Below are 23,779 nucleotides of genomic sequence, written 5' to 3'. Positions count from 1 at the left end.
AAATTATATTAATACTTAATAATATGGGGTAATATATGGATTCATCAGAAAAAAGTATCAAAACGACGCTCAAAAAAGACTTCTTCAGACTGGTGGTCGTTCTTTTGTCAGCTCTTCTCATGGCGTTTAACATCAACACTTTCATCAATGCAGGAGGACTGTATCCCGGCGGCGCCCAGGGAATCACCATCATCACACAGCGAATATTCAGCAAGTACTTTGGCATCAACCTGCTGTATACTCCGATAAACATTGTCCTCAACGCGATTCCCGTCTATATCGGCTACAGATATATCGGCAAGAAGTTCACCCTGTTCTCAATGATAATGGTGTTCTTCAACGGTGTATTCGTCGATATTCTCCCATCCTTCCAGGTGACACATGATCCGCTTCTTGTGGCTGTGTTCGGAGGTATTGTAAACGCAATAGCCATTACCATGTGCCTTAAGGTGGATGCCACCTCCGGCGGAACAGATTTCATATCAATCTTTTTGTCACAGAAAAAAGGAATTGATGCCTTCCCTTATATTCTGGCAGGCAATATCGTCATCCTTACGGTTGCAGGTATCGTCTTTGGTTGGGGCAAGGCGCTCTATTCCATGATATTCCAGTATGTAACAACTCAGGCGCTTCACGTACTGTACAAGACCTATCAGCAGAGAACCCTGTTTATCATTACCGACATGCCCGACAGAGTATGTTCTCTCATCTACGCAACCTGCGGACACGGTGCCACACTTATTGACGGCGAAGGTTCTTTTGCACATAAGAATAAAAAGATTGTTTACTCGATAGTAAGCGCTTCTGATACCAGAAAGCTTATTCCCAAGATCAAAGAGATTGACAGAAATGCATTTATCAATTCAGTCAGAACAGAAGAAATTATGGGTAACTTCTATATGAAGCCCAGAGATTAATAGCAGAAAAGGACGGCCATGGCCGTCCTTTTTCTATCAATTTGTTATTTCATCAACTCTGTCAGCGTACTTGATCCTGTATATACGCTTCAGGGAATCATCAATCCTGCTCTCGGATATCTCACCACTCTTAACTGCTTCCAGAAGGCCATTGTAGGCTGCTTCAAAATCACTGCAGAGGTAAATCATATCCGCTCCGGCACTCAAAGCCTGCACTGCAATTCTGTCTGCAGGATAACTGTCTGTTATAGCCTTGTCATTAAAAGGTCCGGAAATAACGATTCCGTTAAAACCAAGGTTCCCTCTAAGCTCTGTATTTATCATTGTCTCGGAGAGACTTGCGGGAGATGAATCAGTTGCAATGTTAGGAAGTACCGCATTGCCAACGAGCACTGCCGTAAGATTATCCCCTTCAATAGCATTCTTAAAAGGTATGTATGCCCCTGCCTCAAGATCCTCTTTGGTCAGTTGAGAAAGGGTCTCTTCATCTGTATCAGCTGATACCGGGAAAGAATTGGCACAGCTGTTAATGCCCTGACTCTTAAGTCCTATTATGAACGATGTCATACGGTTTCCGGCTTCACCGGGGTCCGCTCCGAAATGATTGTCCTCTGATAACACTACTGTCGGTGCCAGATTCATATTGAATCCGTATTTGTACATAACAGCTCCGATCTTGGAGCCTGCCTGCTCTGCAGATGCTACATCAGTGATCTCATCCGCTCCAACAGTATCTATGGAGGAGGTTATGGCTGACTGAATATTGCCCTCTTCGGAAGCCATGGTAAAAATAGGATATTTACTCATGGATACTGTAGCCTTAAGCATATCGGTTATCTGGTCCTCTGACTTGATATTCTTGGCTGCATAGGATATTCCTCCGACTGCATATTGCGCAAGAGCATCCTGGGTTCCGCTTCCGGCCTTAACCGCCGTCTCAACACCTGTTATCTGCTCCGGAGTTACGATGAACAATCCTGCCACCTTATCCTCCAACGGCATCTCTGAAATACAGGTATCTACTATTTCCTCCAGAAGGTCCTCCTCAGACAGTTCCGGGACTTCCTCTTCTTCCTGAGGCGTCTCAATAACTATCTCCTGGCTCGACTGTTCAGCAGCTGCAGCCTCCTGTACCTCCTGCACGATTTTCTTATCCTTAAGAATCCCCTTAAGATAGTGTATGCCAAATGCCGCTCCCGAAATTATAAGCAATAAAAAGACAGCAAGAGTAATAGCCGCCATCAGCTGGCTTCTCTTCCTCCTCTGTCTCCTGCGAAGTCTTTTCTCATCTAAATCCTGATCTTCAAATTTACCCATTTTATCCCCGTCAAACAAAACTAATTTCTACTGTTCTATTTTAACATAAAATGGCCTGATCTTGAGATAAAAAAGACAAAAAACTAGGGCAGAAGCTTCATCTATATTACCTGCTTCTGCCCTCATACCGAGTACTTATCTTCAATTTCCTTGTTTATTCCGTCCAATGGACCGTCCTCCGATCTTCTCAGCCAATTCGTTCCATTTACTTTTGCATTCATATGCTGTGGTTGCAAACCGTTACGTTTGTCCTAGCCACTACTCATGTACTTGAAATGCTGTATTTTTGGATCTTATTTCCTAATACTTCGTTTGAATACTTTTAAAACTTTAAATCTTTTTAAAAAACCTTTTTAGTAGTCTGGTGGTCTGTACCATCCTTTCCCTGAATATTTTAATTAACTATCCCTTTGGACTATACCTGCCTTTCTTTCTCCCCAAATCGACATATTGGCTAGAGAAGTATTTGTGTTTCTTTTCTCTTGATGTACTCATTATAGCACCCGGCATTAAGTTGTCAATACATTTTTGCAATAAAATTAATGTTTTTTGATTATTAGGCTATAATTGTAAAATAATCTGTGTATTATTCTAATTGAATATACATTATACACAATTATGCAGATTCATTCTCAGCTGTTATAAATGCCGTGATAATGCAAAATCTGTTTTCACACACTTAACATCCCCCAAAAATAGCAAATGATATATTTACAGAATTTTTAATGATCTATGCCGACAGTTGACTGAGGGGATGACAATGGGACGGTTTTTATACCAGTGGGGACGGTTCTGTTTGGTAAAGTTTTGCAGACAAAACTTTACCAAACAGAACCGTCCCCACTGGTATAAAAACCGTCCCTGCTGTCATCTGATCATATTAAATCAATTTCAATCAAGGGGATATCTGTCTGTAAGCTCCTTGATGATAGCGCGGGCTTCGTCGTTCTTCTCGCCCTTGTTCTTGATAACAATAGCAATAGCCTCAGCGATCTTGTCCATGTCTTCCTCGTTCATGCCACGGGTTGTAACTGCAGGTGTTCCGAGACGGATACCACTTGTAACGAAGGGAGACTGCTGCTCGTTTGGAATAGTGTTCTTGTTGGCGGTGATATGAGCATCGTCAAGCCATGCCTCAACCTCCTTACCGGTAAGACCGTAGTTGGTAAGGTCAACCAGCATCAGATGATTGTCAGTGCCTCCTGATACGATCTTGATATCTCTCTTCATAAGGCCATCGCAAAGGGCCTTGGCATTCTTAACAACATTCTCAGCATAGGTCTTGAACTCAGGTGAAAGAGCTTCCTTAAAGCATACAGCCTTGGCTGCAACAACATGCTCAAGAGGTCCTCCCTGGATTCCGGGGAATACGGCCTTGTTGAACTTGAATTTATCCTGTGCAGCCTGGTTCCAAAGGATAAGTCCTCCTCTGGGTCCTCTGAGTGTCTTATGTGTTGTTGTGGTAACAACGTCAGCATATGGGAATGGGCTCGGATGAACACCTGCTGCCACAAGACCTGCTATGTGAGCCATATCAACCATAAGTACAGCGCCGCAGGCATCTGCTGCTTCTCTGAACTTCTTGAAATCAATGGTTCTGCAGTATGCGGAAGCACCGGCAATGATAAGCTTGGGCTTGTGTTCTACTGCAAGTCTGTACATTTCTTCGTAGTCAAGAACACCGTTCTCGTCTACACCGTAAGGAACTACCTTGTAATAGGTTCCTGAAATATTGGCACTGCTGCCGTGGGTAAGATGTCCGCCCTGGTTAAGGTTCATGCCCATGATGGTATCACCGGGCTGAAGAAGAGCAAACTGAACAGCCAGATTGGCCTGAGCTCCGGAATGGGGCTGAACATTGGCATAATCGCAGTTAAAGAGCTTCTTGGCTCTGTCTCTTGCTATGTTCTCTACTTCGTCTACCACATAGCATCCACCATAATATCTTTTTCCCGGAAGGCCCTCAGCATACTTGTTGGTAAGGGGGCTGCCCATTGCGGCCATAACTGCCTTGCTGGTCCAGTTCTCTGAAGCGATAAGCTCGATGTGATCGTTCTGACGTGCAACTTCCTTTTCGATAAGAGCTGCTATCTCAGGATCCACTTTTTTAAGTTCATCAATTGAATACATTTTCCATTCCCTCCTGAAAAAGATAGATTAATACTATTATATTTTTTCAATTTAATGCGCTAAAGCAACATCCCGCTTATCGTAACACACTCTCGTAAAAAATGCTATAATAACTGTATTAATTTAATAATTAACAAAAGAAAAGTTGGGGAATGATATGTATTATTGCATTGTTAATCCTTCTGCCCGCTCGGGAAAAGGAAAAGAAATCTGGGACAATCTTGAAAAACGTTTCATAGAAAAGAAAATCGAATACCAGGTGGTTTATACCAAAGGTCCGGGACATGCAACCAGGCTCGCATCTCAGATAACGGAGAAAATCGACGACGATAAAAAGAAAGGCCATGAGCTTCCAAAAAAAATCGTCGTTATGGGCGGCGACGGCACACTAAACGAAGCCATTAACGGTATCAAAGACTTCGACAACACTCTTTTGGGTTATATTCCAATCGGCTCCAGTAACGATTTTGCAAGGGATCTGGATTATCCCAAGAATATCGACGATCTGCTGAACCGAATAGTTGAGGGCAAGGTCAGACGTCATCTTGACCTTGGTAAACTCACCTACAATGCCATGTCCAGAGACATGTCGCGTCTTCATGACGAGCATATTCTTAATACAAGACTCTTTGATGTAAGTTCAGGAATCGGCTTTGACGCCGCCGTATGCGAAGAGGCCCTCTCCTCCGGAACCAAGAACTTTTTTAACAAAATAGGTCTTGGCAAGCTCACCTATGGAACCATTGCCATCAAGCAGCTCCTGGGTGCTGAGAAGATTCCCTGCGAAGTAAAGTTTGCCGACGGAAATACTGTTAAGCTTGATCACTTCATCGTTATAACAGCTATGATTCATCATTATGAAGGCGGAGGCTTCAAATTTGCTCCCAAGGCGGATCTCACAGACGGACTTTTTGATATCTGCATGGCTGGTAATCTGGGAAGATTCAAGATGCTGGGCGCTCTCCCCTTTGTTTTCTTCGGACATCACTACTGGATAAGAGGAATTGATCATTATCTCACGGATAAGATCACCATCAAGACAGATAAACCCATGTGGGTTCACACAGACGGCGAAGTATCGGTTAAATCCGACAACATCACACTTGAGTGTCTCCGCAAAAAACTTCAGCTTATGAGCTAAGTGCATATACCAATATCAACAGTAAGAAAGAGCATGGGATGTAATATCTCATGCTCTTTCTGATATTCTTGTTATGATAATCTTAGTTGTACCTGTAAGCAACCTGCTCCTGTCTCTTCCTGCAAAAGCTCTCCACCAGTGATGTGTGATAGAACACATAGTAGAAAATCGTTGCCATGATAAAGGCAGTAATAACATCATAAACGGAATGCTGCTTAACAAATACTGTTGAAAGGATAATCGATGCTCCTATGATATGTCCGATCACCTTGGCTGTCTTGTTAAATCTCCTGCTGCGCTGAATGGCGATCATGGTTCCGATTGAATTGTAAACATGAATGCTGGGCCACAGGTTGGCAGGTGTATCGGCCTTGTATATTCCAAGGACCAGGTGTGTAAATAAATTGTCCCTTGGCATTACTACAGGTCTAAGGTGATGCATGTTCGGGAACAGGGTTGAAATAATAAGGAATATCGTCATTCCTGTAGCCAGGAAGAAGAAATTCTTGTAATAATCCTCCACTTCAAAGCTAAACATAAGTATCAGCAGTGTTACCGAAACATACAAAAACCACATGTAGTAAGGAACAATAAACGCTTCCACAAAGGGAATAAGGTCATCGAGCTGCGTGTGGATTATCGCATAATGCGAAAATCTGTGATGCTCTATCCAAATGAACCAGATAAGATAAATAGGCGCATAGACAAAAATCGGTGTCGCAAGCTTCAAAAGATCAGACACCGTATCTCTGTCAAACGGTCTTCCGGCCCACTTCTCGTATAGTTTTTTCATAAATAAATCCTCATTGCAAAGAAACTGTATATGTAATTATGTCAGTTCTTGCACTAAATCACATTACTCCTCAAGTAGATTATGATCATCTACAAAGATAAATTATATCATATTATCGTTATTAATTAAAGTGGAAGATCTTCTGCAGCAGTTTGTAGCCTGCAAGAGTTATCTTTCTTCCGCCTTTTCCGGGCAGGTAAATATAGGTGCCCTCAATGCTGTATCTGATCTTCATATACAGAAGGAAGTTCTTGTCCTTGATGTACTGAAGAAGCTCTTTTCTCTTAGCCAGGTTCTCAGGAGTATCCTCAGTGATAAGAAGCACTGAAGAAATAGCTGTAATGATCTCCAGATAGTTAAACATGTATTTATGTCTCTCTCGCTGAGAACGAATCATGCCATAGTTCTCTACATAGTAATCGATCATAAGCTTATTTACACGGATCTGCTGATCGATTCTTGAAAGCATGATCTTCTGATTAACGGACTGATCCTCCCTTCCAATGTAGTAATAGTAAAAATTAACATCAAGATAATACATGTTCTTAACAAAAGGAAGCGGATTGAAAACATAAATGTTATCAACATAGAAGGTATGCTCCGGAAGTCTCAGACCACACTGTTTAAGAAGTTTGGTCCTAAAGATTACGGAATGCATAAGAAGATAATGTCCCTTGGGAGTTCTCTTAACATCCTTCCAGGTAAAGAGCTGCTCGATGGGGAACATGGTGTTGTAACGCATTACCTTATGTCTCTTCTCTCCAACCTTGTTGTATACAAAGTTACTGATAAGAAGGTCAAGAGGCTTCTCCCCTCCTGAAAGTTCTGAAAGAGTTGATAAGATCTTTCTGTAAGCTATCTCTTTTACCCAGTCGTCGGAATCAACAACCTTGAAATAAAGTCCGGTGGCATTCTCAAGACCTGCATTTACAGCAGAACCGTGTCCTCCGTTGGGTTTGTGAATTGCTTTGACGATCGTAGGATATTTTCTTGCGTACTCATCTGCGATTTCTGCAGTTCTGTCCTTGGATCCGTCATCTACGATAAGAATCTCCACCTCTTCTCCACCGAGAAGCAAAGATTCGATACATTTCTCCATGTAGGCTTCTGAATTATAGCAAGGTACTGCTACTGAAAGTAATTTCATTTGTTTCTTAACTCCTTAATCTACTGCTTTCAAATTTTTCTATGGCACTGAGACAGGTACGAAGATCGTTAAAGCGATCGTACACATCCCCCTTCTCCACAACAACGCCCAAAGACATTGCCATTATGTCTATCATATCATTGGTTATTATGGGGCGAAGCTTGGATAAAATATCGTTCTTCTCCGCTGCCAGGTCTGCATCCAGGAATTTGATCACCAGCGGATCAAGATTGAGCTCACTGGCTTCCTCATCGGCTGTCTTGGCCATAACCTGCGAGGGCTTATATGGTTCTTTCCTGAAGTCCTCTCTGGCCTGTTCAAAAGTTCTTTTTCCTGAAGGTGTTTCGAAGGAAGAAGTATCATTCAGCTCCTTAACGGAAACCTCCTTGGAAGGGCTGACTTTCTCAAATCTATATTCCTGAACGGCGTTAGGATATTTTACTCTGTCCACCTTGGACATAAACATATCAAGCGGACGTACATATATCTTGTAATCACCGTACAGGGCCTGATATACCACCATCTCTTCCCTGGTCTCGGAATGAGTGGCCACTGTAACTATCTGATACAGATTTCCTTTAAAATGCCTGTATAACTCCTGTGGGCTTGGTTTAACCGGTCTTTCCACCTTATAACCTCCTAAATCAATACACATTTATTTAGTATAACCTTAAGTCAGTTTTTTTTAAACCACCTTTTTGACCGTTGTACATTTTATTATGACCATTTCGACACTGATGACATAATCCAGCTTGCCGGTCTTGACCGCTTCGTCATTGGAGGCACACAGCTCCAGAGCATCCAAAAGCTCCTGATTGCTGTATCCTCTGGCCCAGTTCTGATATTTTCCGACAAGAAAAGGGGCAATCTTAAGTGCACTTGCGATACTTCCCTTATCACGCCTGTTGTCTGTCATCTCCTTGACCTGCAGCATGATATTAAACTGCCTTGTGATAAGTGCAAGGATCTTGGCAGGAGGCTCCTTAAGTGCCAGCAGATCATAATAAAGATCGATGGCTCTCTTCTGATTCCTCTCAACAATGGCATCAGTCATGGCAAAAATGCGGCTGGTAAGCCAGTTGGCGCAGACTGCCTCGATATCCTCCTCCGTTATGCGGTCTCTGTCCATGCAATAGCACACAAGTTTCTCAATCTCCGTGCTGATATTGGACATATCCGTTCCCACTCTCTCAAGGAAAAAAGACGCAGCACCGGGTGAAATGTTTTTTCCTTCGGAAGTGACTCTGGAAAGGATCCACCTGATAAGCATCTGATCATCCTGTACATCACAGCTTATCTCAAAGCCCGTCTTACTGAGGGCCTTATAAATATCTTTCCTCTTATCCAGGTCCTTTTCCACAAATATTATGACTGCAGACTCAGCAGGACTCTTAAGGTACTCCGCAAGCTCAGGACATCCGTTTTTGAAAAAGCCGCTGTCCTCTATAAGCAGTACTCTTTTATCCGCAAGAAAAGGCATTGTCTCTGCCATATCGATTATTTCAAGAGGATTGATGCCGTCTCCCTCATATCTTGTGAAATTCATGGAAGAAGCATCCGCGGAAAGAGCCTTGAGAAGCTTGTCCCTGTTCTGGTATCTCAGATAGGCTTCCTCACCACAGATAAGATAACAAGGCTTAAAAACCCCGTTCTTGATATCATCGTTTAGTTGTTTTTGCTTTACCTGAAAGTCTGACGTTTTAGCCGGCATTTTATTCCTTTTCCAAATGGTTGTAATAATATCCCTAATATTTTAGCAAGTTGGCTGACCAATAACAACTGACTATTTGGCCAATTTCCATATTTACTCTCCTAAGCTCACGAATGGGATGATTTTGCAGTTCTTCCCGTTTGTTTCTATCCTTATCGCGCCGCTTTCATCGGTGCGATAGATTCCTGCGCCCAAGGAGTTAAGCCTCTCAAGAAGGGCTCTGTGGGGATGCCCGTAGGAATTGTCTTTTCCGCAGCTGATCACTGCGATCTTTGGCCTGACCATATTAAGAAATTCCTCATCGGTGGTGTATTCGGAACCATGATGGGCCACTTTAAGTAGCGTAAGACCTGAATATTCACCCCCTGCCAATGCAATATTTTCCTTGAGATTCTCCTGCCCGGCGCCTTCCACATCTCCTGTAAAAAGAGCGGAGAAATCACCATATCGCATATATAGAACAGTAGAGTATTCATTGGCACCTTCATAGGAAATATGCGGGTCCGGATTGAGGCAGATAAGTTCAGCGCTTGTTCCGGGAATAACCAGCTTCTTGCCCTCGCAGATATATGTTATGGGAATATTAAGCTTAGAGGCTCTACTCTCCAGCTCATGATAATTATCGCCCTTAAGGCTCTCAGGAATCCCCGGAAGCACCAGGTTACCAATAGCAATTCCACCCTTTTCCATATCGTCCATAAGCTCCAGAAGCCCGCTTATATGATCCGTATCCTCATGGGTCATAACCGCTATGTCGATATAACCGATACCTTCATATTGCAAGAAGGGAATCAGCTTATATTTACCTATCTGCTTCTCGGAGGTGCTACCGCCATCAATAAGCATGGTCTTATTCTCTACCTCAAGAACAATCGCATCTCCCTGTCCGATATCAAGCGCCGTCACCGTGACAGGCGCCTTTATGCTAAACAGTAATATGACCATGGCTCCTATAAGAACCGCATACCTTGCCGCCTCATATAACAGTCTCCTTTGCGCGGTTATCTTTTTCTTACCGGATAGCCTCTTCTTCACCATATCCGATATAAGCGGATAAGCCAGTATGATCGCAAGATATATGGTGATCTTAATATGATCGGTATGCCCGATGTACCAGGTTTTGCCGGGAATTCCCCTCATCGCTTCGCAGGATAAACTGATCCCCTCAAGTATCACATGCACTACTATTCCCGGTATAAACGCCAGTTTCGATGATATGGCTGCCAGAACAAGGCATATGAATCCCACAATCATAAATGGGATCATTAGAGGAATTATCAAAAGATTGAGCATAAAGCCATAGACCGGATAAGTATAGTAAGACGAGGCATATACCGGCAGCGTCACAATAAATATCGCCAGCGAAGATATAAGGCTTTCCGTACAAAAGTAAATTACCTTCTGCCACCGCTTTTCCTCATCATCCGTAACCAGATGCATTTTCCACTTTTTTTCCAAAAACACAGGTAAAAGTGATTGTCTTAAATAAGCGATTCCAATAACAGCCCCGAAGGAGAACAAAAAGCCGCTGTTATACAGGTAAAGGGGCTGGCTTATAAGGAGCAGTAATCCCGCCAGCCCCAAAGCTGTCAGAATATCATAGGTTCTTCTCAACATAGGCGCCAGCATTCTTAGCGAAAACATAAGTATTGCCCTAAAGGGTGATGTTCCCATACCGCACATGGTGCCGTACAGGTATATAAAGCCTATGGAAAGAAGTCCCGCCAGATTTTGGTTCACCCGGATTTTCCTAAGAAGTTCATATATTCCCATTCCCATTATTGAAATGTGAAGACCACTGACCGACAGAATATGAATAATCCCGCACTGCTTATAGAGCTCTTTCATCTCCTCGTCCATATAGGCCCTGTCCCCGAGAAGAACTGCCTTAAGCATGGCGCTGTCCCGGGGCTCAAGTGCTCTGTCCAGTGATTTCTCAAGGAAGAACCTGATCCTGCACAGGTACTCTTTTACATGATCAATTTCTCCGGAGGCTCCCAGCACCTGCGCTCCGGTCAATCTGTATGAAATTTTTAAGGTTGAATAATACAGCAGACTGTTGAATTCTCCGGGATTGGTGGGAGGCATAAATGCCTTCACCCTGCCTTCAACTTTAATTTTGTCCCCAATTGAAGGAATATACCCTTCTGAAGAACTCATGTAACATTGAATATATTTCAGATTCCCGGAATACTCACCGTTATCCGGGATAAGATACAAGACAGGCAAAACATTGCCGATATAGTCCTTCCGATACTCGCGAAAGCTGACGGTGCCGCATATGGAAATGTGGCTTCCGTCAATCTCCCCCGAAGTATCAGAGAGCAGATTGTCTGAAAATAACTCCAGGTACAAAAACACAGCCGCCGCAATGACTATGGTAATCAGACATAACGGCCGTTTCATAATTAATAACAAACTCCTGATTATTTAGAATTAGTCGACAATATCAAGATTTCTCTCGTACTGTCCGCTTATAAGAAAGTCCATGAAAGTAAAGGAATCCTCACCGTTAACGGAAAATGCCACTTTGTTAACTGCAGGAAGCTCTGTTACCGTGTTGACGATGGAATAGATTGCAGCTTCTGCTGTAACATTATCCACCGGGCTAAGGAAGCCATTGTCAAAGTCAATGTAGCAGACTCCGTCCTTGACATTGACACTCTTAATCTTGGTATCCTTGGAAATCGAAGGAAAAACTATGTCTGTGTTGGGCCCGTTTATGATCTGCTCAACCGCAAGTCTCTCCATGGAAATATTACTGTTATACACAACGGATCTGTACACAGGGCTTAGCCTGTTGCCTTCCTTGGTGGCAAAATAGAGCTTGAGCTGTACCTTCTCATAGGTGTTGATCTCATTGCCCACATTATTGATAAAGGTATCTGCTGACATATTTCCGACAATATTCCCGTAGTGATCTGTAAGGGGCGCTCCGTCTATCTGGAAGGACACATAATCAACGCTGTCAAGCTGGGTAAAAGTCCTGACTATTGCAGCTCTGTCAAGGATCTCTATGGTTCTTCCAAGTTCCATATAACCTGCCCCGAAATTCAAGGTAAGGAGCTTATCCTTAAGGGTATAGCTGATCAGCTCATTGCTATCGGAAATAGGCGCCTCATACTGCAGCCTGTCAGGCATGGTCCGAAGAACCTCCATCAGCTCCGCTATGGCGGCGTCAGCATCCTCCATACCGGCATTGAGAACATAATCATCGGAAATAATGCCGGTCTCCTCACTGTTCACATAATATACCTTGATACTGCCTTCCGGCGGCTCCTTCTGCTTGCCGCAGCCAAAAGAAACGATGCCAAGCAGCGTGACAACCAGCAGGGTATTCAGTTTTTTAATAAAAAGCTTATGCTTTGCTCCTATCATATCCGTAGCCTCTCACTGCTGCTTCTTGTTGCCTGCACAGATAAGCGGAATCTTGATGGTGAAGGTGGTGCCTTCTCCCGGCTTACTCTTAAGGTCTATTGAACCTCTGTGCATAATAACCGCGCTTCTTGCTATGGACAGTCCGAGGCCTGTGCCTCCTACCTCTCTGGATCTGGACTTGTCCACTCTGTAGAATCTCTCGTAAATATGGTCGAAGCAGTCCTCGGGAATACCTACCCCCGAGTCCTTAACCTCAATGTAAAAATACTGATGATCCGCATCTATAGTAACTCTGACCCAGCCGTTGTCATTGTTGTATTTGATGGCATTCTCCACCAGGTTCATTATTACCAGCGATATCTTGACCTCATCAATCTCAGCCGTAACAGCTCTCTTACTCTCAAGAGTAAGGTCAATGTTTCTCTGCATGGCAATGGGACGAAGCCTCTTAAGAACAGATTCCGTAAGATTGACCACATCAACATTGGTGACAATAAGTCCCGATGCCTTCTTGTCCATCTTGACCAGCACCAGAAGATCGTTGATTATCTTGTCCTCACGGTCAATCTCATGGGAAATATCATTCATGAAATCCCTGTACAGCTCATTTGGTACTTCCTCCTGAGCAAGAAGAGAATCCGCAATAACCTTCATGGAAGTAATGGGGGTCTTAAGCTCATGAGATACGTTGGATACGAATTCCTGTCTGGAATCATCCAGTACCTTCATCCTCTTAAGCAGAGCATTGAAGGCATTGAGGATCTGCTCGGTCTCATAATAATTGGGACCGCTGACAGGCTGGTCCGTATATCCTGCCTTAACATCGTTGATGGCGGCTGTGATCCTGTTAAAGGGTTTAAGAAGAATATTGGCAACCCAGGCAGCGAAAACAAGGATGACCGTTACAATAATAACTTCAAGAGTCGTAGCTCTTCTTCCCAGAATATCCAAAGTTGTCTCAATGGTATCCGTTGATACGCTGGTAAGAAGCACACCCCTTACAACAACGCCGGTATCACCAACATCAGATACATCCTCTTCCTGGATCAGCTGAGATTCAATAATGGGAGTGATCATCTCAATATATCCGTTGTTCTTGTCAAACTTGGATACAGCTCCCCTCTGTCCCGTCTTAAGGCAGTTAACTACTTCTTCGGAAATAATAATCTTGCCCTGACTGATATTGTAGGTATCCTTAACGACCTTAAGATCGTCATTGATGACCATTACTCTTCCGTCATAGAGATTAGCCAGCATATCGAGCTCGGCATTGATAACCTCTGAAGAAGTGTCCTGTAAATAATTGTAAGCGATCAGGTGATTAGCCAGAATCTTCAACTGAGTCTGAACCTCAGTTGATTTGACATTGACGGCACGATCCTCATAACTGTCAAGAATTACCGCATGCATAACAAGACAGGATATAAGGCCTGTTGCGAAAACAATTATGAAGAATCGTACCCTTAGACTTTTTAAAATATATCGAATTTTAAGGTTCTTAAAAATCTGCGCCATAGTATCACATTATGCCTGGAAAAAGTATCCGCTTCCCCACTTGGTTCTTACATATCTGGGCTCGCTGGGTGTACTCTCAAGCTTCTCACGAAGTCGTCTGATATGAACATCAACGGTTCTCTCATCACCGGGATAATCATTTCCCCAAATGGTAGTAAGAAGCTCTTCTCTTGAATATACCTTGCCGGGGTTGGAAGCAAGAAGCTCAAGGAGCTCATATTCACGGCTGGTTACGTTGATCTCTCTGTCGCCGATAAATACTCGTCTGTATTCCTCATTGAGACGAAGATCTCCGTATTCGATGTCGCCCTTTCCGGAAGAAGCCTTGGTAGCTCTTCTCATAATGGCCTTGATCCTGGCCTTAACCTCAAGAATATTGAAAGGCTTGGTTATATAATCGTCAGCACCGTACTCAAGTCCCAAGATCTTGTCCATGTCATCGCCCTTGGCTGTAAGCATGATAATCGGAACATTGGAAAATTCCCTTATCTGCTGGCATACCTCAAATCCGGTAAGTCCCGGAAGCATAACATCAAGAAGAATGATGTCATATTCCTTGGCTCTTGCCATCTCAAGAGCTTCCTGGCCGTCATAGGCGCAGTCAACAACTATATCATCCTGTTCGAGACTGAATTTGATGCCCTTTACGATTACTTTCTCATCATCAACTACAAGTGCCTTTTTACTCATGTTTTCACCAATCCTGTATATTCAAACTGTTATCTTATCACTGATCTTGGAAAAAAGTTTATCCTTAATTCCGGAGATTTTCATTATATCCTCTTTTTTGCGAAAGTTCCCATTCTTGTCACGGTACTCGATTATCCTGGTGGCCACTTTCTCTCCGATACCCGGGAGAGTCATTAGCTGTTCTTTGGAAGCCGTGTTGATATTAACAAGCTCCGAATCACCGTCACATAGGTCCCCGGAAGAATCCACCGGAGTATCGTAGCTCTCAGGCATAGTACCATTCTGCGTCTGCATTGCCGCTTCAGTATCACTGCCAGCAGCTGTCTCCGCCATTGTAGGAATCCTGAGTTTCATTCCATCCTTCAGAGCTGCCGCAAGATTGACATAATCGGTATCCGCTTCCTCAGAGAAACCTCCAGCCGCCATAACAGCATCGTTAATCCTGGCGCCTTCCGTAAGCTCATAAACTCCGGGAGCTCTGACTGCTCCGCAGACATAAACAACAATAGTCGTTATGCTGACCTGCGCATCCGATGCCTCTGAAGCATCAGCTGTATAACACGATGAAGCATCCGATTTTTCCACAGTTGTCACATCTATCTCACTACTCTCCAAGCCGGAAACATCCCGAAGTACAACCTCGGATGAAGCCCGCTCGCATCCGGTCAGACATAATAAAGAAACCAAAATCAATAAAAATTTGCGCATGTTTTCCTCCTAAGAGGACCCCGCCATGCTTTTTTTATTCTAATTTATTAAAAAAAATTGTGCAAGCTACTTAATCGCTATCCTCAGAAAGTCCCTCGGTAATATCCACATTCTCAGGATCAGGAAGTTTGTCCTGTTCGTATACTTCACCGGTTATCTGAGTCATGATACGTTCAGATACCTGCTTCAATGTGGCATTACAGTCTTCACCGTTCCAGATCTTGGTAAATGCGATCTCAAGTTCCATCCAGAGGTTGCTGGTCTCAATGGTCTTGGGCATAGGAACCGAATCATTGTACACGTCAACAAAGGTATTAAGATTCTTGTCCGCATATTTCACGCCATAGTGAGCAGCAACCTTGCCACCCATGGAATAAATATCACCGGAATTATCATTGCAAAGATATCTTGCGAACTGATTGGCTGCGCTGTAATTCTGGGAAAAGCCGTTAACTACAATGCACTGGGTAACTGACATAGTTCTGGTGCCGAAATCTCCTGTAAGTCCGGGCATATCCGCAACTGCAAATTCGAAATCACACTCTCCCGCTGCCTTGGCCTCATTGATCCTGGCCAGAATATCCGTTGTTGCCACGGTAAAGACGATCTTACCGTCAATAAAGTCTTTAGTTATGGAATCGTAATCTATTTCCTCGGCATCAATAGCAAAGAACTGATTGAGCTGCTGATATATTTTCATGCAGCTGATGGTATCTGTATTGTAGATATCGATCTTGGAAACATCGTCACCGGCGCTTCCGCCCACATTCATATAATTGCCTACAAAGAAATAGTTGTAGAAGATATCCGTTACATCCCACTTAAATACGGCCTCTACCTGCTCAGGGGCATTGTAGTTCTGCGCAAAGACAAGGATATCGGAAATTGTAAGAGGAAGGCTCTCCTCAACAACTTCATCTATCACTTCCTGAGAAATGGTACTCTCTGATGAAGCTGCGTCAGCGGCATCCTCAGAGGAACCTTCTGAAGCTGCTGCATCAGCCTCTGCCTGTGCAGCCTCACCCTCAGCCGCATCCATCTCGGACTGGACTCTCTCCTTGGCCATGTCTTCGAGATAGGTCTTGTTGTAAACAAGAGAACTGGTCTCAAAATAGAAAGGATAGGCAATATATTTTCCCCTGTACTTAACAGAATTAACAGCCGCAATAGGGAACATCTCCTCATCAAGATAATCCTCGCCGCTGTCAATCTCCATGGCAAGACCTGCCAGATAGGCCTTCTCAAGGGAATCATTGGTGGTTATGTATAAATCCGGATAATTGTCATCATCGACTGATGCTTTATTGATAGCCTCAAGGTATTCCAGTCCCGAAACAAGAACCGGCTCAACCCTGACGCTTTTATTGGACTCAGAAAAAGCAACAGCCTTACTCTGGAGATACGGAGTGAGTGAATCGTCCGTATACCAGAGTCTTACTGTTGTCTTCTCTTTGGTGAACAGTGAATGATCTTCAAACACATTCTGCTCTGAGCGGGCATAAACAAAGGCACCTGCCAGAGTACAGGCTATTAGAATTATTGAATATATTCTTATTCTAAGTTTCATAAACTCCCCAGACACGAATCGAGGATCTCGATCATGTCATCTATGTTCTTCCTACTTACAATCAGAGAGGGAACAAACCTGATGATCTCGCTTCCGGCGTTGATCAGAATAAGACCTTTTTCAAGAGCTCCGCCGATAACCTCCGCTACCGGCCTGTTAAATACCAGCCCCTGCATAAGACCTGCGCCGCGTCTGTCTACGATAAAATCATATTTATCCTTAAGTTCATCAAGACGCTGCTCCAGATAAGGTGCTACCTCTTTCACATTCTCTATTATATTGTCCTCATTAAATAAATCAAGAACTTTATTGATTGCTGCGCAGGCAAGGGGGTTTCCACCGTAGGTGGTTCCGTGGTCTCCTGCCACCAGTGAATTCTGGCCAACCTTCTCAGTCATAAGGAATGCTCCGACAGGAACTCCGCATCCAAGAGCCTTGGCGGTGGTCATGATATCGGGCTTAATTCCGTATTTCTGCCATGCAAACATGTATCCCGTACGACCCATACCACACTGGATCTCATCAAGAATAAGCAGAATATCCTTCTCATCACACAGTGCTCTTACTTTGGTCAGGAACTCCTCGGTTGCGGGGAAAATCCCCCCCTCTCCCTGAACCGTCTCAAGGATGATAGCGCAGGTTTTGTCGTTAACACAGGCAAGTACGCTGTCAAAATCATTGAGATCCGCAAACTTGATATTGCCGATCATTGGTTCAAATGGTTCTCTGTAATGAGGATTACCTGTAACGGACAGCGCTCCGAAGGTTCTGCCGTGGAAGGAATGATTCATGGCAATTATCTCATGATCTGTTCTTCCATCCTTGAGATAAGCATACTTCCTTGCAGCCTTAAGCGCTCCCTCTATAGCCTCAGCTCCGCTGTTGGTAAAAAATACCCTGTCCATGCCTGAAACCTTTTTGAGTTTCCCTGCAGCTTCCACAGCAGGAACGTTGTAATAATAGTTGGAGGTATGAATCACCTTATCAATCTGTGCTTTGAGAGCATCATCATAGTCCTTGTAATGATATCCCAGGGCAAATACCGCAATACCGGACACGAAGTCGAGATATTTTTTGCCGTCAAGATCATAGAGATATACTCCTTCTCCCTTATCAAGGACTATCTGATAACGATTATAGGTATGAAGAAGAGCACTCTCGGCATCTTCTATATATTTTTTCATCACATCACTCATATTCAGGCCTCTTTCTTGGCGGCGTCACCTGCCAGATCATCGGCATCTCCCATAAACATGGTTCCGACACCCTTGTTGGTAAATATCTCAAGAAGAAGACAATGGGGAATCCTTCCGTCAAGGATATGCACCTTGTTAACACCCTCTCTGATGGCGCTGGTGCAGTTATTAAGCTTTGGAAGCATGCCGCCTCCGATGTTGCCGCCTGCAATAAGAGCATCCGCTTCGGAGCAGGTCATCCTTGAAATAAATGTTGACGGATCATTGATATCCTTGTATACGCCCTCGATATCGGTAAGAAATGCCAGCTTGTCTGCACCTACCGCCTTGGCAATTGCACAGGCCGCATCATCTGCATTGATATTGTAAGTGTCAAAATTATCATCAAAACCTATCGGTGCAACAATAGGAAGATAATCGTTATCCATAAGGTCATACAAAACCTTGGGATCAACCTTGTCTATCTCTCCAACAAAGCCGATATCTTTGCCATCGGAATATTTCTTGGTCACATGTAAAAGTCCGGAATCCTTGCCGCTGATACCAATAGCCTTGACTCCCAGCTCCTGAACCATGCTGACAAGCTGCTTGTTGACGCGGCCAAGTACCATCTCTGCGATCTCCATGGTCTCGGAATCCGTAACCCTGAGTCCGTTGACAAACTGTGCTTCCTTACCTACTTTGGAGACCCAGGAGCTTATCGCCTTGCCACCTCCGTGGACAATGATGGGTTTGAAGCCTACAAGCTTAAGAAGAGTCACATCCGTGATAACACTCTTTTGAAGTTCTGCGTTACTCATGGCGCTGCCGCCGTATTTTACAACAATGATTTTTCTGTTGAACTTTTGGATATAAGGCAGAGCCTCAACCAAAACCTCAGCTTTTTTTAATACTTCCTGCATATCCTTGTCCATATTATCCTCCCATGCATCAGCTGTTATCAGCTGCGATAGTCTGCATTGATCTTAACGTAGTCATAAGTAAGGTCACATCCCCAGGCTGTAGCCTCGGCGCTTCCTTCATGCATATCAACGAAAACAGTAACCGCATCGGCCTTCATTATCTTAAGAGCCTCATCCTCGTCGAAAACAATCGGGGTTCCCTTGTCAAAAACCTTGAGTCTTCCGTTTGCACTCTCAAAGAAAAGCTCCACATCATTCTGCTCAAAGTCAGCACCGGAATAGCCCATGGCACACAGGAAACGTCCGAAATTGGCATCACAGCCAAATATCGCTGCCTTGGACAGATTGGAGCCTACGATAGCCCTTGAAAGAGTTCTCGCATCCTCAAGAGACTTGGCATTAACAACCTTGGCCTCAAAGAGCTTGCTTGCGCCCTCTCCGTCTGCTGCCATCTTTTTGGCAAGGAACTTACAAACATATAAAAGAGCTTCCTTGAAGGTCTCATAGTCTGCATTCTCAGCATCAATAACCGCGTTGCCTGCTTCGCCGTTTGCCATGCAAAGCAGTGTATCGTTGGTGGATGTATCACCGTCTACTGTGATCATATTGAAAGTCTCAGCCACAACTTCGCTTACAGCCTTCTGCAAAAGGCTCTTCTCAATGGCTGCATCCGTTGTCAGAAAGGCAAGCATTGTGCACATGTTGGGATGTATCATTCCTGAGCCCTTGCTCATACCACCAAGATGTACTTCCGTTCCGGATAACTCAAAAGATACCGCAACTTCTTTATTAACTGTATCTGTTGTCATGATAGCCTTGGAAGCTGCTGTTCCGGCTCCAATGCTGCCATCAAGAGTCCCTGCCATCTTCTCGACTCCGCTGCAGAGCTTGTCGACGGGGAGCTGCATTCCAATAACCCCGGTGGAAGCTACAGCAACTGTATTATAGGGAACACCAAGACACTTCTCCACGGCCCTGGCGGTAGCTTCACAGGCATCAAAACCCTCCTTGCCGGTGCAGGCATTGGCAATTCCCGAATTGATAACTACAGCCTGCATGGGATCCCCCGACTTAACAATTCTCTGATCCCACTGAACACAGGCAGCCTTCACAACATTAGTGGTAAAGGTTCCAGCGCACACGCAGGGTTTCTCCGAATATACAAATGCCATGTCAGTTCTGTCTTTGTATTTGATATTAGCCTCACAGCTTGCTGCCTTAAATCCTGATGCAGCGGTAACACCACCTTCTATGACCTTCATGCTATTCACCTCGTATTGTTTTATTTGTTGAAAACCGTAAGATTCTTATCCTCTAGAACAAAATCGTAATAATTCATATCGGAGCGAAGGGTCCATCCCATCTTCTGCCAGAAGCGATTTCCCACTTCATTGGTGACAAAAGCGTTGAGGCACACCTTGTTTATCTGCTCTTCCTTAAGTTTTTCACAGCAGAAATTCACCATTTTTTTGCCTATACCGTGCATTCTGTACTGCTCACTTACACATACATGATAGAGACAGGCTCTTCGGCCGTCATGTCCGCATAGGATTGCACCCACTATTTTCCCATCCTTCACTGCAACTGCGCAGGTGGTGGGATTTCTTTTTAAAAATCTCTCAATCCCCTCCCTGGAATCATCCATTGTCCTGATTCCAAAACCATGGATGGACATCCACAGAGCATAGACCTCATCATAATCTTCTATAGTCATTGTACGAACCATCAAACTCACCTCACAGCCTATGTCCGTCATGGGAAACAGGGAACAATCTCAAGTCCCATGGCTTCGTCAAGCCCGAACAGGATATTCATGTTCTGAACGGCCTGTCCTGCGGCTCCCTTAACAAGATTATCGATGGCACCCATCATAATGATCCTTCCGGTGCGCTCATCGATCTTATAGCCGATATCAACGAAATTACTGCCTTCAACCCATCTGGTCTCGGGATATACATTATCCTCAAGAAGCCTTATAAACTTCTCTTTGCCGAAATATTTCTCGTAGGCTGCTCTTATATCGGAGGCTGTAGGAAGTTTGCCATCCTTTTTAATAAGAGTTGCATATTCTGTTGCCAGGATTCCTCTGTTCATGGGAACCAGGTGAGGTGTAAAGTTAATAAGCATCTCCTTGCCTGCTGCGTATCCAAGCTGCTCCTCAATCTCCGGTGTATGTCTGTGATTGGCAACTCCGTAAGGCTTGCAGCTCTCATTAACTTCGCAGTACAGATTGGCCACCTTGGCACCTCTCCCCGCACCGGATACACCGCTAAGAGCATCCACAATAAGAGTATCCGGATCAATAAGTCCTTCTTTAATAAGAGGATAAGCTGTAAGGATTGAACAGGTTGTATAGCATCCGGGATTGGCAATGAGCCTTGCGGACTTAATCTTGTCCCTGTTGATCTCGCAGAGTCCGTAAACTGCTTCTTCTATAAATGAAGGTGCTTTGTGCTCTATCTTGTACCACTTCTCGTAAACGGAAACATCCTTAAGTCTGAAGTCAGCGGAAAGGTCGATTATCTTAACCTTTTTAAGTACATCTTCATTCACAAGGGATGCACACAGCCCCTGGGGAGTTGCTGTAAATATCACATCCACCGCATCAGCCAGCTCCTCCATGTTGTCGTCCAGACACTTGGCATACACCAGTTTGAACAGATTACCATATAAAGAAGCAAACTTCTCATCTATATAGCTCTTGGATCCGTACCAGACAACCTCTGCCTGTGGATGTCCGTAAATAAGCCTTGCGATCTCCGCTCCGGCGTAGCCTGTGGCGCCGATTATTCCAACCTTTATCATAGCCTTCACCTCGTTTTATGCATTGTTTATACATCATTTTTCACAATTTATGCATTGTTTTATGCATTTTATTATGCATATTTTTTATTCATCTCACTATTCCATGATCAGATAGCAAAAATTCAAATAGGCATGATTCAGTATACTTCCATTAAAAAAAATATGCAATAGGCTATTTAAATATTTATGCATATTTTGATTATCTTTTAAATATTTATGCATTTTGGGGTTGCATTTTATGCATAAGTGGTTTATATTGAATGGCAGGGACACAAATCTATGGTCCAATATAATAATGATAATCGAAATACAAATATAAAGAAAGAAGAGGAAATCTGTTATGGCAAAAGAAAAGGTTATACTTGCATACTCCGGCGGACTTGATACTACTGCTATCATCCCATGGCTTAAGGAAAACTTTGATTATGAAGTTGTTTGTGTCTGCATTGATTGCGGACAGGAAGAAGAGCTGGACGGTCTCGATGAGAGAGCTAAGAGCTGCGGAGCCAGCAAACTCTATATTCTTGATGTAGTTGATGAGTTCTGCGACGAGTACATCGTTCCCTGCGTAATGGCTCACGCTGTTTATGAGAACAAGTATCTCCTTGGAACTTCCATGGCACGTCCTCTTATTGCCAAGAAACTTGTTGAGATTGCAAGAAAAGAAGGCGCAGTAGCCATCTGCCACGGCGCTACAGGTAAGGGTAACGACCAAATCCGTTTCGAGCTTGGTATCAAGGCTCTTGCTCCCGACATCAAGATCATTGCAGCATGGAGAAATGACAAGTGGACAATGGATTCCCGTGAATCCGAGATTGAATACTGCAAGGCTCACGGCATCAATCTTCCTTTCTCTGCAGATTCCAGCTACAGCCGTGACAGGAACCTGTGGCATATCTCCCATGAGGGACTTGAGCTTGAGGATCCTTCTCTGGAGCCTAACTACAAGCACCTTCTTGTTCTGGGCAAAACTCCTGAGGATGCTCCCGATACACCTACCACTGTAACAATGACCTTCGAAGCCGGAGTTCCCAAATCCGTTAACGGCAAGGAAATGAAGGTTTCCGACATCATCCGCACCCTCAACAAGCTGGGCGGCGAGAACGGTATCGGAATCGTTGACATTGTTGAGAACCGTGTAGTAGGCATGAAGAGCCGCGGAGTATATGAGACCCCCGGCGGAACAATCCTCTACGAAGCACATCAGCAGCTTGAAGAGTTGATTTTGGACCGTGATACCTATACAATGAAAAAAGATATGGGCAACAAGTTTGCCGATATAGTATATGAAGGGAAATGGTTCACTCCTCTTCGCGAAGCAGAGCAGGCATTTATCGAGTCAACCCAGAAGTATGTAACAGGAGAAGTTACCTTTAAGCTGTACAAGGGCAACATCATCAAGGCTGGCACCAAGTCTCCTTACTCTCTCTACAACGAGAGCATTGCGTCCTTCAAGACCGGCGATCTCTACGATCACCACGATGCCGAAGGCTTCATCAATCTCTTTGGCCTCTCCTCAAAGGTTCGTGCCATGAAGATGCAGGAAGTGGAAAACAACAAGTAATTTCATGAATTCACTTATCATTACAATCGGATATTTTGTAATAATAAACATTTTAGGGTTCGCCTTGATGGGAATTGATAAGCGGAAGGCTCGCACAAATGCCTTCCGCATCCCTGAGGCGACTCTTTTTACTATCGCGATTCTGGGAGGAAGTATCGGATCGACAGCAGGGATGCACGTTTTCAGACACAAAACAAAACACTGGTATTTTAAGTTCGGTATGCCTATAATTATTGTGTTGCAGGCCATACTTGTCGGCCTGTTTATCTGGCTTCCGATAGAACTCAGTTTTATTTAA

Annotated in this window: 21 protein-coding genes; 4 read left to right on the top strand and 17 right to left on the bottom strand. The window is 44.0% G+C overall.

The genetic code is table 11. The annotated features are described in order from the left end of the window. Positions 1–35 precede the first annotated feature (35 nt). Positions 36–917, top strand: a complete 882-nt coding sequence (locus G588_RS0101835) for a YitT family protein (RefSeq protein ID WP_022777051.1) — start codon at positions 36–38, stop codon at positions 915–917. 36 nt (positions 918–953) lie between these two features. Here G588_RS0101835 and G588_RS18795 read toward each other — a convergent pair whose 3' ends face one another. After that, positions 954–2,234: a glycoside hydrolase family 3 N-terminal domain-containing protein gene (locus G588_RS18795; protein ID WP_022777050.1), complete on the bottom strand. Its 1,281-nt coding sequence runs from the start codon at positions 2,232–2,234 to the stop codon at positions 954–956. Between the two features lie 891 nt (positions 2,235–3,125). Beyond that, complete coding sequence (gene glyA / locus G588_RS0101825; RefSeq protein ID WP_022777049.1) at positions 3,126–4,364, bottom strand: serine hydroxymethyltransferase; 1,239 nt, start codon at positions 4,362–4,364, stop codon at positions 3,126–3,128. 157 nt (positions 4,365–4,521) lie between these two features. On the opposite strand from glyA, the gene G588_RS0101820 reads away from it, so the two are divergent. Further along, on the top strand, positions 4,522–5,505 hold the full coding sequence (locus tag G588_RS0101820) for a diacylglycerol/lipid kinase family protein (protein ID WP_022777048.1): 984 nt from the start codon (positions 4,522–4,524) through the stop codon (positions 5,503–5,505). 82 nt (positions 5,506–5,587) lie between these two features. Here the strand turns inward: G588_RS0101820 and G588_RS0101815 are convergent, their stop codons facing one another. The 15 genes from G588_RS0101815 to argC all read right to left on the bottom strand — a co-directional run bounded on the left by G588_RS0101815 (position 5,588) and on the right by argC (position 21,917). Beyond that, positions 5,588–6,298 (bottom strand): phosphatase PAP2 family protein, encoded by a 711-nt coding sequence (locus tag G588_RS0101815; RefSeq protein ID WP_022777047.1) that lies wholly within the window; start codon positions 6,296–6,298, stop codon positions 5,588–5,590. 121 nt (positions 6,299–6,419) lie between these two features. Then, positions 6,420–7,445: a glycosyltransferase family 2 protein gene (locus tag G588_RS0101810; protein ID WP_022777046.1), complete on the bottom strand. Its 1,026-nt coding sequence runs from the start codon at positions 7,443–7,445 to the stop codon at positions 6,420–6,422. Between the two features lie 7 nt (positions 7,446–7,452). Beyond that, on the bottom strand, positions 7,453–8,073 hold the full coding sequence (locus G588_RS0101805) for a DUF1653 domain-containing protein (RefSeq protein WP_022777045.1): 621 nt from the start codon (positions 8,071–8,073) through the stop codon (positions 7,453–7,455). Positions 8,074–8,130: 57 nt separating this feature from the next. Then, positions 8,131–9,156 (bottom strand): DNA polymerase III subunit delta, encoded by a 1,026-nt coding sequence (gene holA, locus G588_RS0101800; protein WP_022777044.1) that lies wholly within the window; start codon positions 9,154–9,156, stop codon positions 8,131–8,133. A 93-nt stretch (positions 9,157–9,249) separates the two neighbouring features. Further along, positions 9,250–11,562: a DNA internalization-related competence protein ComEC/Rec2 gene (locus G588_RS0101795; protein WP_081644218.1), complete on the bottom strand. Its 2,313-nt coding sequence runs from the start codon at positions 11,560–11,562 to the stop codon at positions 9,250–9,252. A 30-nt stretch (positions 11,563–11,592) separates the two neighbouring features. Continuing rightward, on the bottom strand, positions 11,593–12,534 hold the full coding sequence (locus G588_RS0101790) for a GerMN domain-containing protein (RefSeq protein ID WP_022777042.1): 942 nt from the start codon (positions 12,532–12,534) through the stop codon (positions 11,593–11,595). Between the two features lie 12 nt (positions 12,535–12,546). Then, positions 12,547–13,944, bottom strand: a complete 1,398-nt coding sequence (locus G588_RS0101785; protein ID WP_330361394.1) for a sensor histidine kinase — start codon at positions 13,942–13,944, stop codon at positions 12,547–12,549. A gap of 114 nt (positions 13,945–14,058) precedes the next feature. Next, positions 14,059–14,739, bottom strand: a complete 681-nt coding sequence (locus G588_RS0101780) for a response regulator transcription factor (protein WP_022777040.1) — start codon at positions 14,737–14,739, stop codon at positions 14,059–14,061. 21 nt (positions 14,740–14,760) lie between these two features. Next, positions 14,761–15,447, bottom strand: a complete 687-nt coding sequence (locus tag G588_RS18790; protein ID WP_022777039.1) for a helix-hairpin-helix domain-containing protein — start codon at positions 15,445–15,447, stop codon at positions 14,761–14,763. Between the two features lie 70 nt (positions 15,448–15,517). Then, positions 15,518–17,014, bottom strand: a complete 1,497-nt coding sequence (locus G588_RS0101770) for a sugar ABC transporter substrate-binding protein (protein ID WP_022777038.1) — start codon at positions 17,012–17,014, stop codon at positions 15,518–15,520. Next, positions 17,011–18,210, bottom strand: a complete 1,200-nt coding sequence (locus tag G588_RS0101765) for an acetylornithine/succinylornithine family transaminase (RefSeq protein WP_022777037.1) — start codon at positions 18,208–18,210, stop codon at positions 17,011–17,013. Before G588_RS0101765 ends, G588_RS0101770 begins: the two co-directional genes overlap by 4 nt. 2 nt (positions 18,211–18,212) lie before the next feature. Continuing rightward, positions 18,213–19,124: an acetylglutamate kinase gene (argB, locus tag G588_RS0101760; protein ID WP_022777036.1), complete on the bottom strand. Its 912-nt coding sequence runs from the start codon at positions 19,122–19,124 to the stop codon at positions 18,213–18,215. 26 nt (positions 19,125–19,150) lie between these two features. Then, positions 19,151–20,374, bottom strand: coding sequence for a bifunctional glutamate N-acetyltransferase/amino-acid acetyltransferase ArgJ (gene argJ / locus G588_RS0101755; protein WP_022777035.1), 1,224 nt, complete (start codon positions 20,372–20,374; stop codon positions 19,151–19,153). 20 nt (positions 20,375–20,394) lie between these two features. Then, the gene (locus G588_RS0101750) at positions 20,395–20,838 is read right to left on the bottom strand and encodes a GNAT family N-acetyltransferase (RefSeq protein ID WP_022777034.1); all 444 of its coding nucleotides are present in this window, start codon (positions 20,836–20,838) and stop codon (positions 20,395–20,397) included. Positions 20,839–20,864: 26 nt separating this feature from the next. Further along, the gene (argC, locus tag G588_RS0101745) at positions 20,865–21,917 is read right to left on the bottom strand and encodes an N-acetyl-gamma-glutamyl-phosphate reductase (protein ID WP_022777033.1); all 1,053 of its coding nucleotides are present in this window, start codon (positions 21,915–21,917) and stop codon (positions 20,865–20,867) included. 340 nt (positions 21,918–22,257) lie between these two features. Here argC and G588_RS0101740 point away from each other — a divergent pair, with 340 nt between their 5' ends. Next, complete coding sequence (locus G588_RS0101740) at positions 22,258–23,481, top strand: argininosuccinate synthase (RefSeq protein ID WP_022777032.1); 1,224 nt, start codon at positions 22,258–22,260, stop codon at positions 23,479–23,481. Positions 23,482–23,485: 4 nt separating this feature from the next. Further along, a complete protein-coding gene (locus G588_RS0101735) occupies positions 23,486–23,779 on the top strand; it encodes a DUF1294 domain-containing protein (protein WP_022777031.1) in 294 nt (97 codons plus the stop codon).

The sequence above is a fragment of the Butyrivibrio sp. AE3009 genome (assembly GCF_000420845.1).
Taxonomy (GTDB): Bacteria; Bacillota; Clostridia; order Lachnospirales; family Lachnospiraceae; genus Butyrivibrio.
This window is presented reverse-complemented; position numbering and strand designations above follow the sequence as displayed.

Excerpts from the sequence above, each read along its gene's own strand:
- G588_RS0101835 (WP_022777051.1), top strand. The coding sequence starts at position 36 with ATGGATTCATCAGAAAAAAGTATCAAAACGACGCTCAAAAAAGACTTC.
- G588_RS18795 (WP_022777050.1), bottom strand. The coding sequence starts at position 2,234 with ATGGGTAAATTTGAAGATCAGGATTTAGATGAGAAAAGACTTCGCAGG.
- glyA (WP_022777049.1), bottom strand. The coding sequence starts at position 4,364 with ATGTATTCAATTGATGAACTTAAAAAAGTGGATCCTGAGATAGCAGCT.
- G588_RS0101820 (WP_022777048.1), top strand. The coding sequence starts at position 4,522 with ATGTATTATTGCATTGTTAATCCTTCTGCCCGCTCGGGAAAAGGAAAA.
- G588_RS0101815 (WP_022777047.1), bottom strand. The coding sequence starts at position 6,298 with ATGAAAAAACTATACGAGAAGTGGGCCGGAAGACCGTTTGACAGAGAT.
- G588_RS0101810 (WP_022777046.1), bottom strand. The coding sequence starts at position 7,445 with ATGAAATTACTTTCAGTAGCAGTACCTTGCTATAATTCAGAAGCCTAC.
- holA (WP_022777044.1), bottom strand. The coding sequence starts at position 9,156 with ATGCCGGCTAAAACGTCAGACTTTCAGGTAAAGCAAAAACAACTAAAC.
- G588_RS0101795 (WP_081644218.1), bottom strand. The coding sequence starts at position 11,562 with ATGAAACGGCCGTTATGTCTGATTACCATAGTCATTGCGGCGGCTGTG.
- G588_RS0101790 (WP_022777042.1), bottom strand. The coding sequence starts at position 12,534 with ATGATAGGAGCAAAGCATAAGCTTTTTATTAAAAAACTGAATACCCTG.
- G588_RS0101785 (WP_330361394.1), bottom strand. The coding sequence starts at position 13,944 with ATGCATGCGGTAATTCTTGACAGTTATGAGGATCGTGCCGTCAATGTC.
- G588_RS0101780 (WP_022777040.1), bottom strand. The coding sequence starts at position 14,739 with ATGAGTAAAAAGGCACTTGTAGTTGATGATGAGAAAGTAATCGTAAAG.
- G588_RS18790 (WP_022777039.1), bottom strand. The coding sequence starts at position 15,447 with ATGCGCAAATTTTTATTGATTTTGGTTTCTTTATTATGTCTGACCGGA.
- G588_RS0101770 (WP_022777038.1), bottom strand. The coding sequence starts at position 17,014 with ATGAAACTTAGAATAAGAATATATTCAATAATTCTAATAGCCTGTACT.
- G588_RS0101765 (WP_022777037.1), bottom strand. The coding sequence starts at position 18,210 with ATGAGTGATGTGATGAAAAAATATATAGAAGATGCCGAGAGTGCTCTT.
- argB (WP_022777036.1), bottom strand. The coding sequence starts at position 19,124 with ATGGACAAGGATATGCAGGAAGTATTAAAAAAAGCTGAGGTTTTGGTT.
- argJ (WP_022777035.1), bottom strand. The coding sequence starts at position 20,374 with ATGAAGGTCATAGAAGGTGGTGTTACCGCTGCATCAGGATTTAAGGCA.
- G588_RS0101750 (WP_022777034.1), bottom strand. The coding sequence starts at position 20,838 with ATGGTTCGTACAATGACTATAGAAGATTATGATGAGGTCTATGCTCTG.
- argC (WP_022777033.1), bottom strand. The coding sequence starts at position 21,917 with ATGATAAAGGTTGGAATAATCGGCGCCACAGGCTACGCCGGAGCGGAG.
- G588_RS0101740 (WP_022777032.1), top strand. The coding sequence starts at position 22,258 with ATGGCAAAAGAAAAGGTTATACTTGCATACTCCGGCGGACTTGATACT.
- G588_RS0101735 (WP_022777031.1), top strand. The coding sequence starts at position 23,486 with ATGAATTCACTTATCATTACAATCGGATATTTTGTAATAATAAACATT.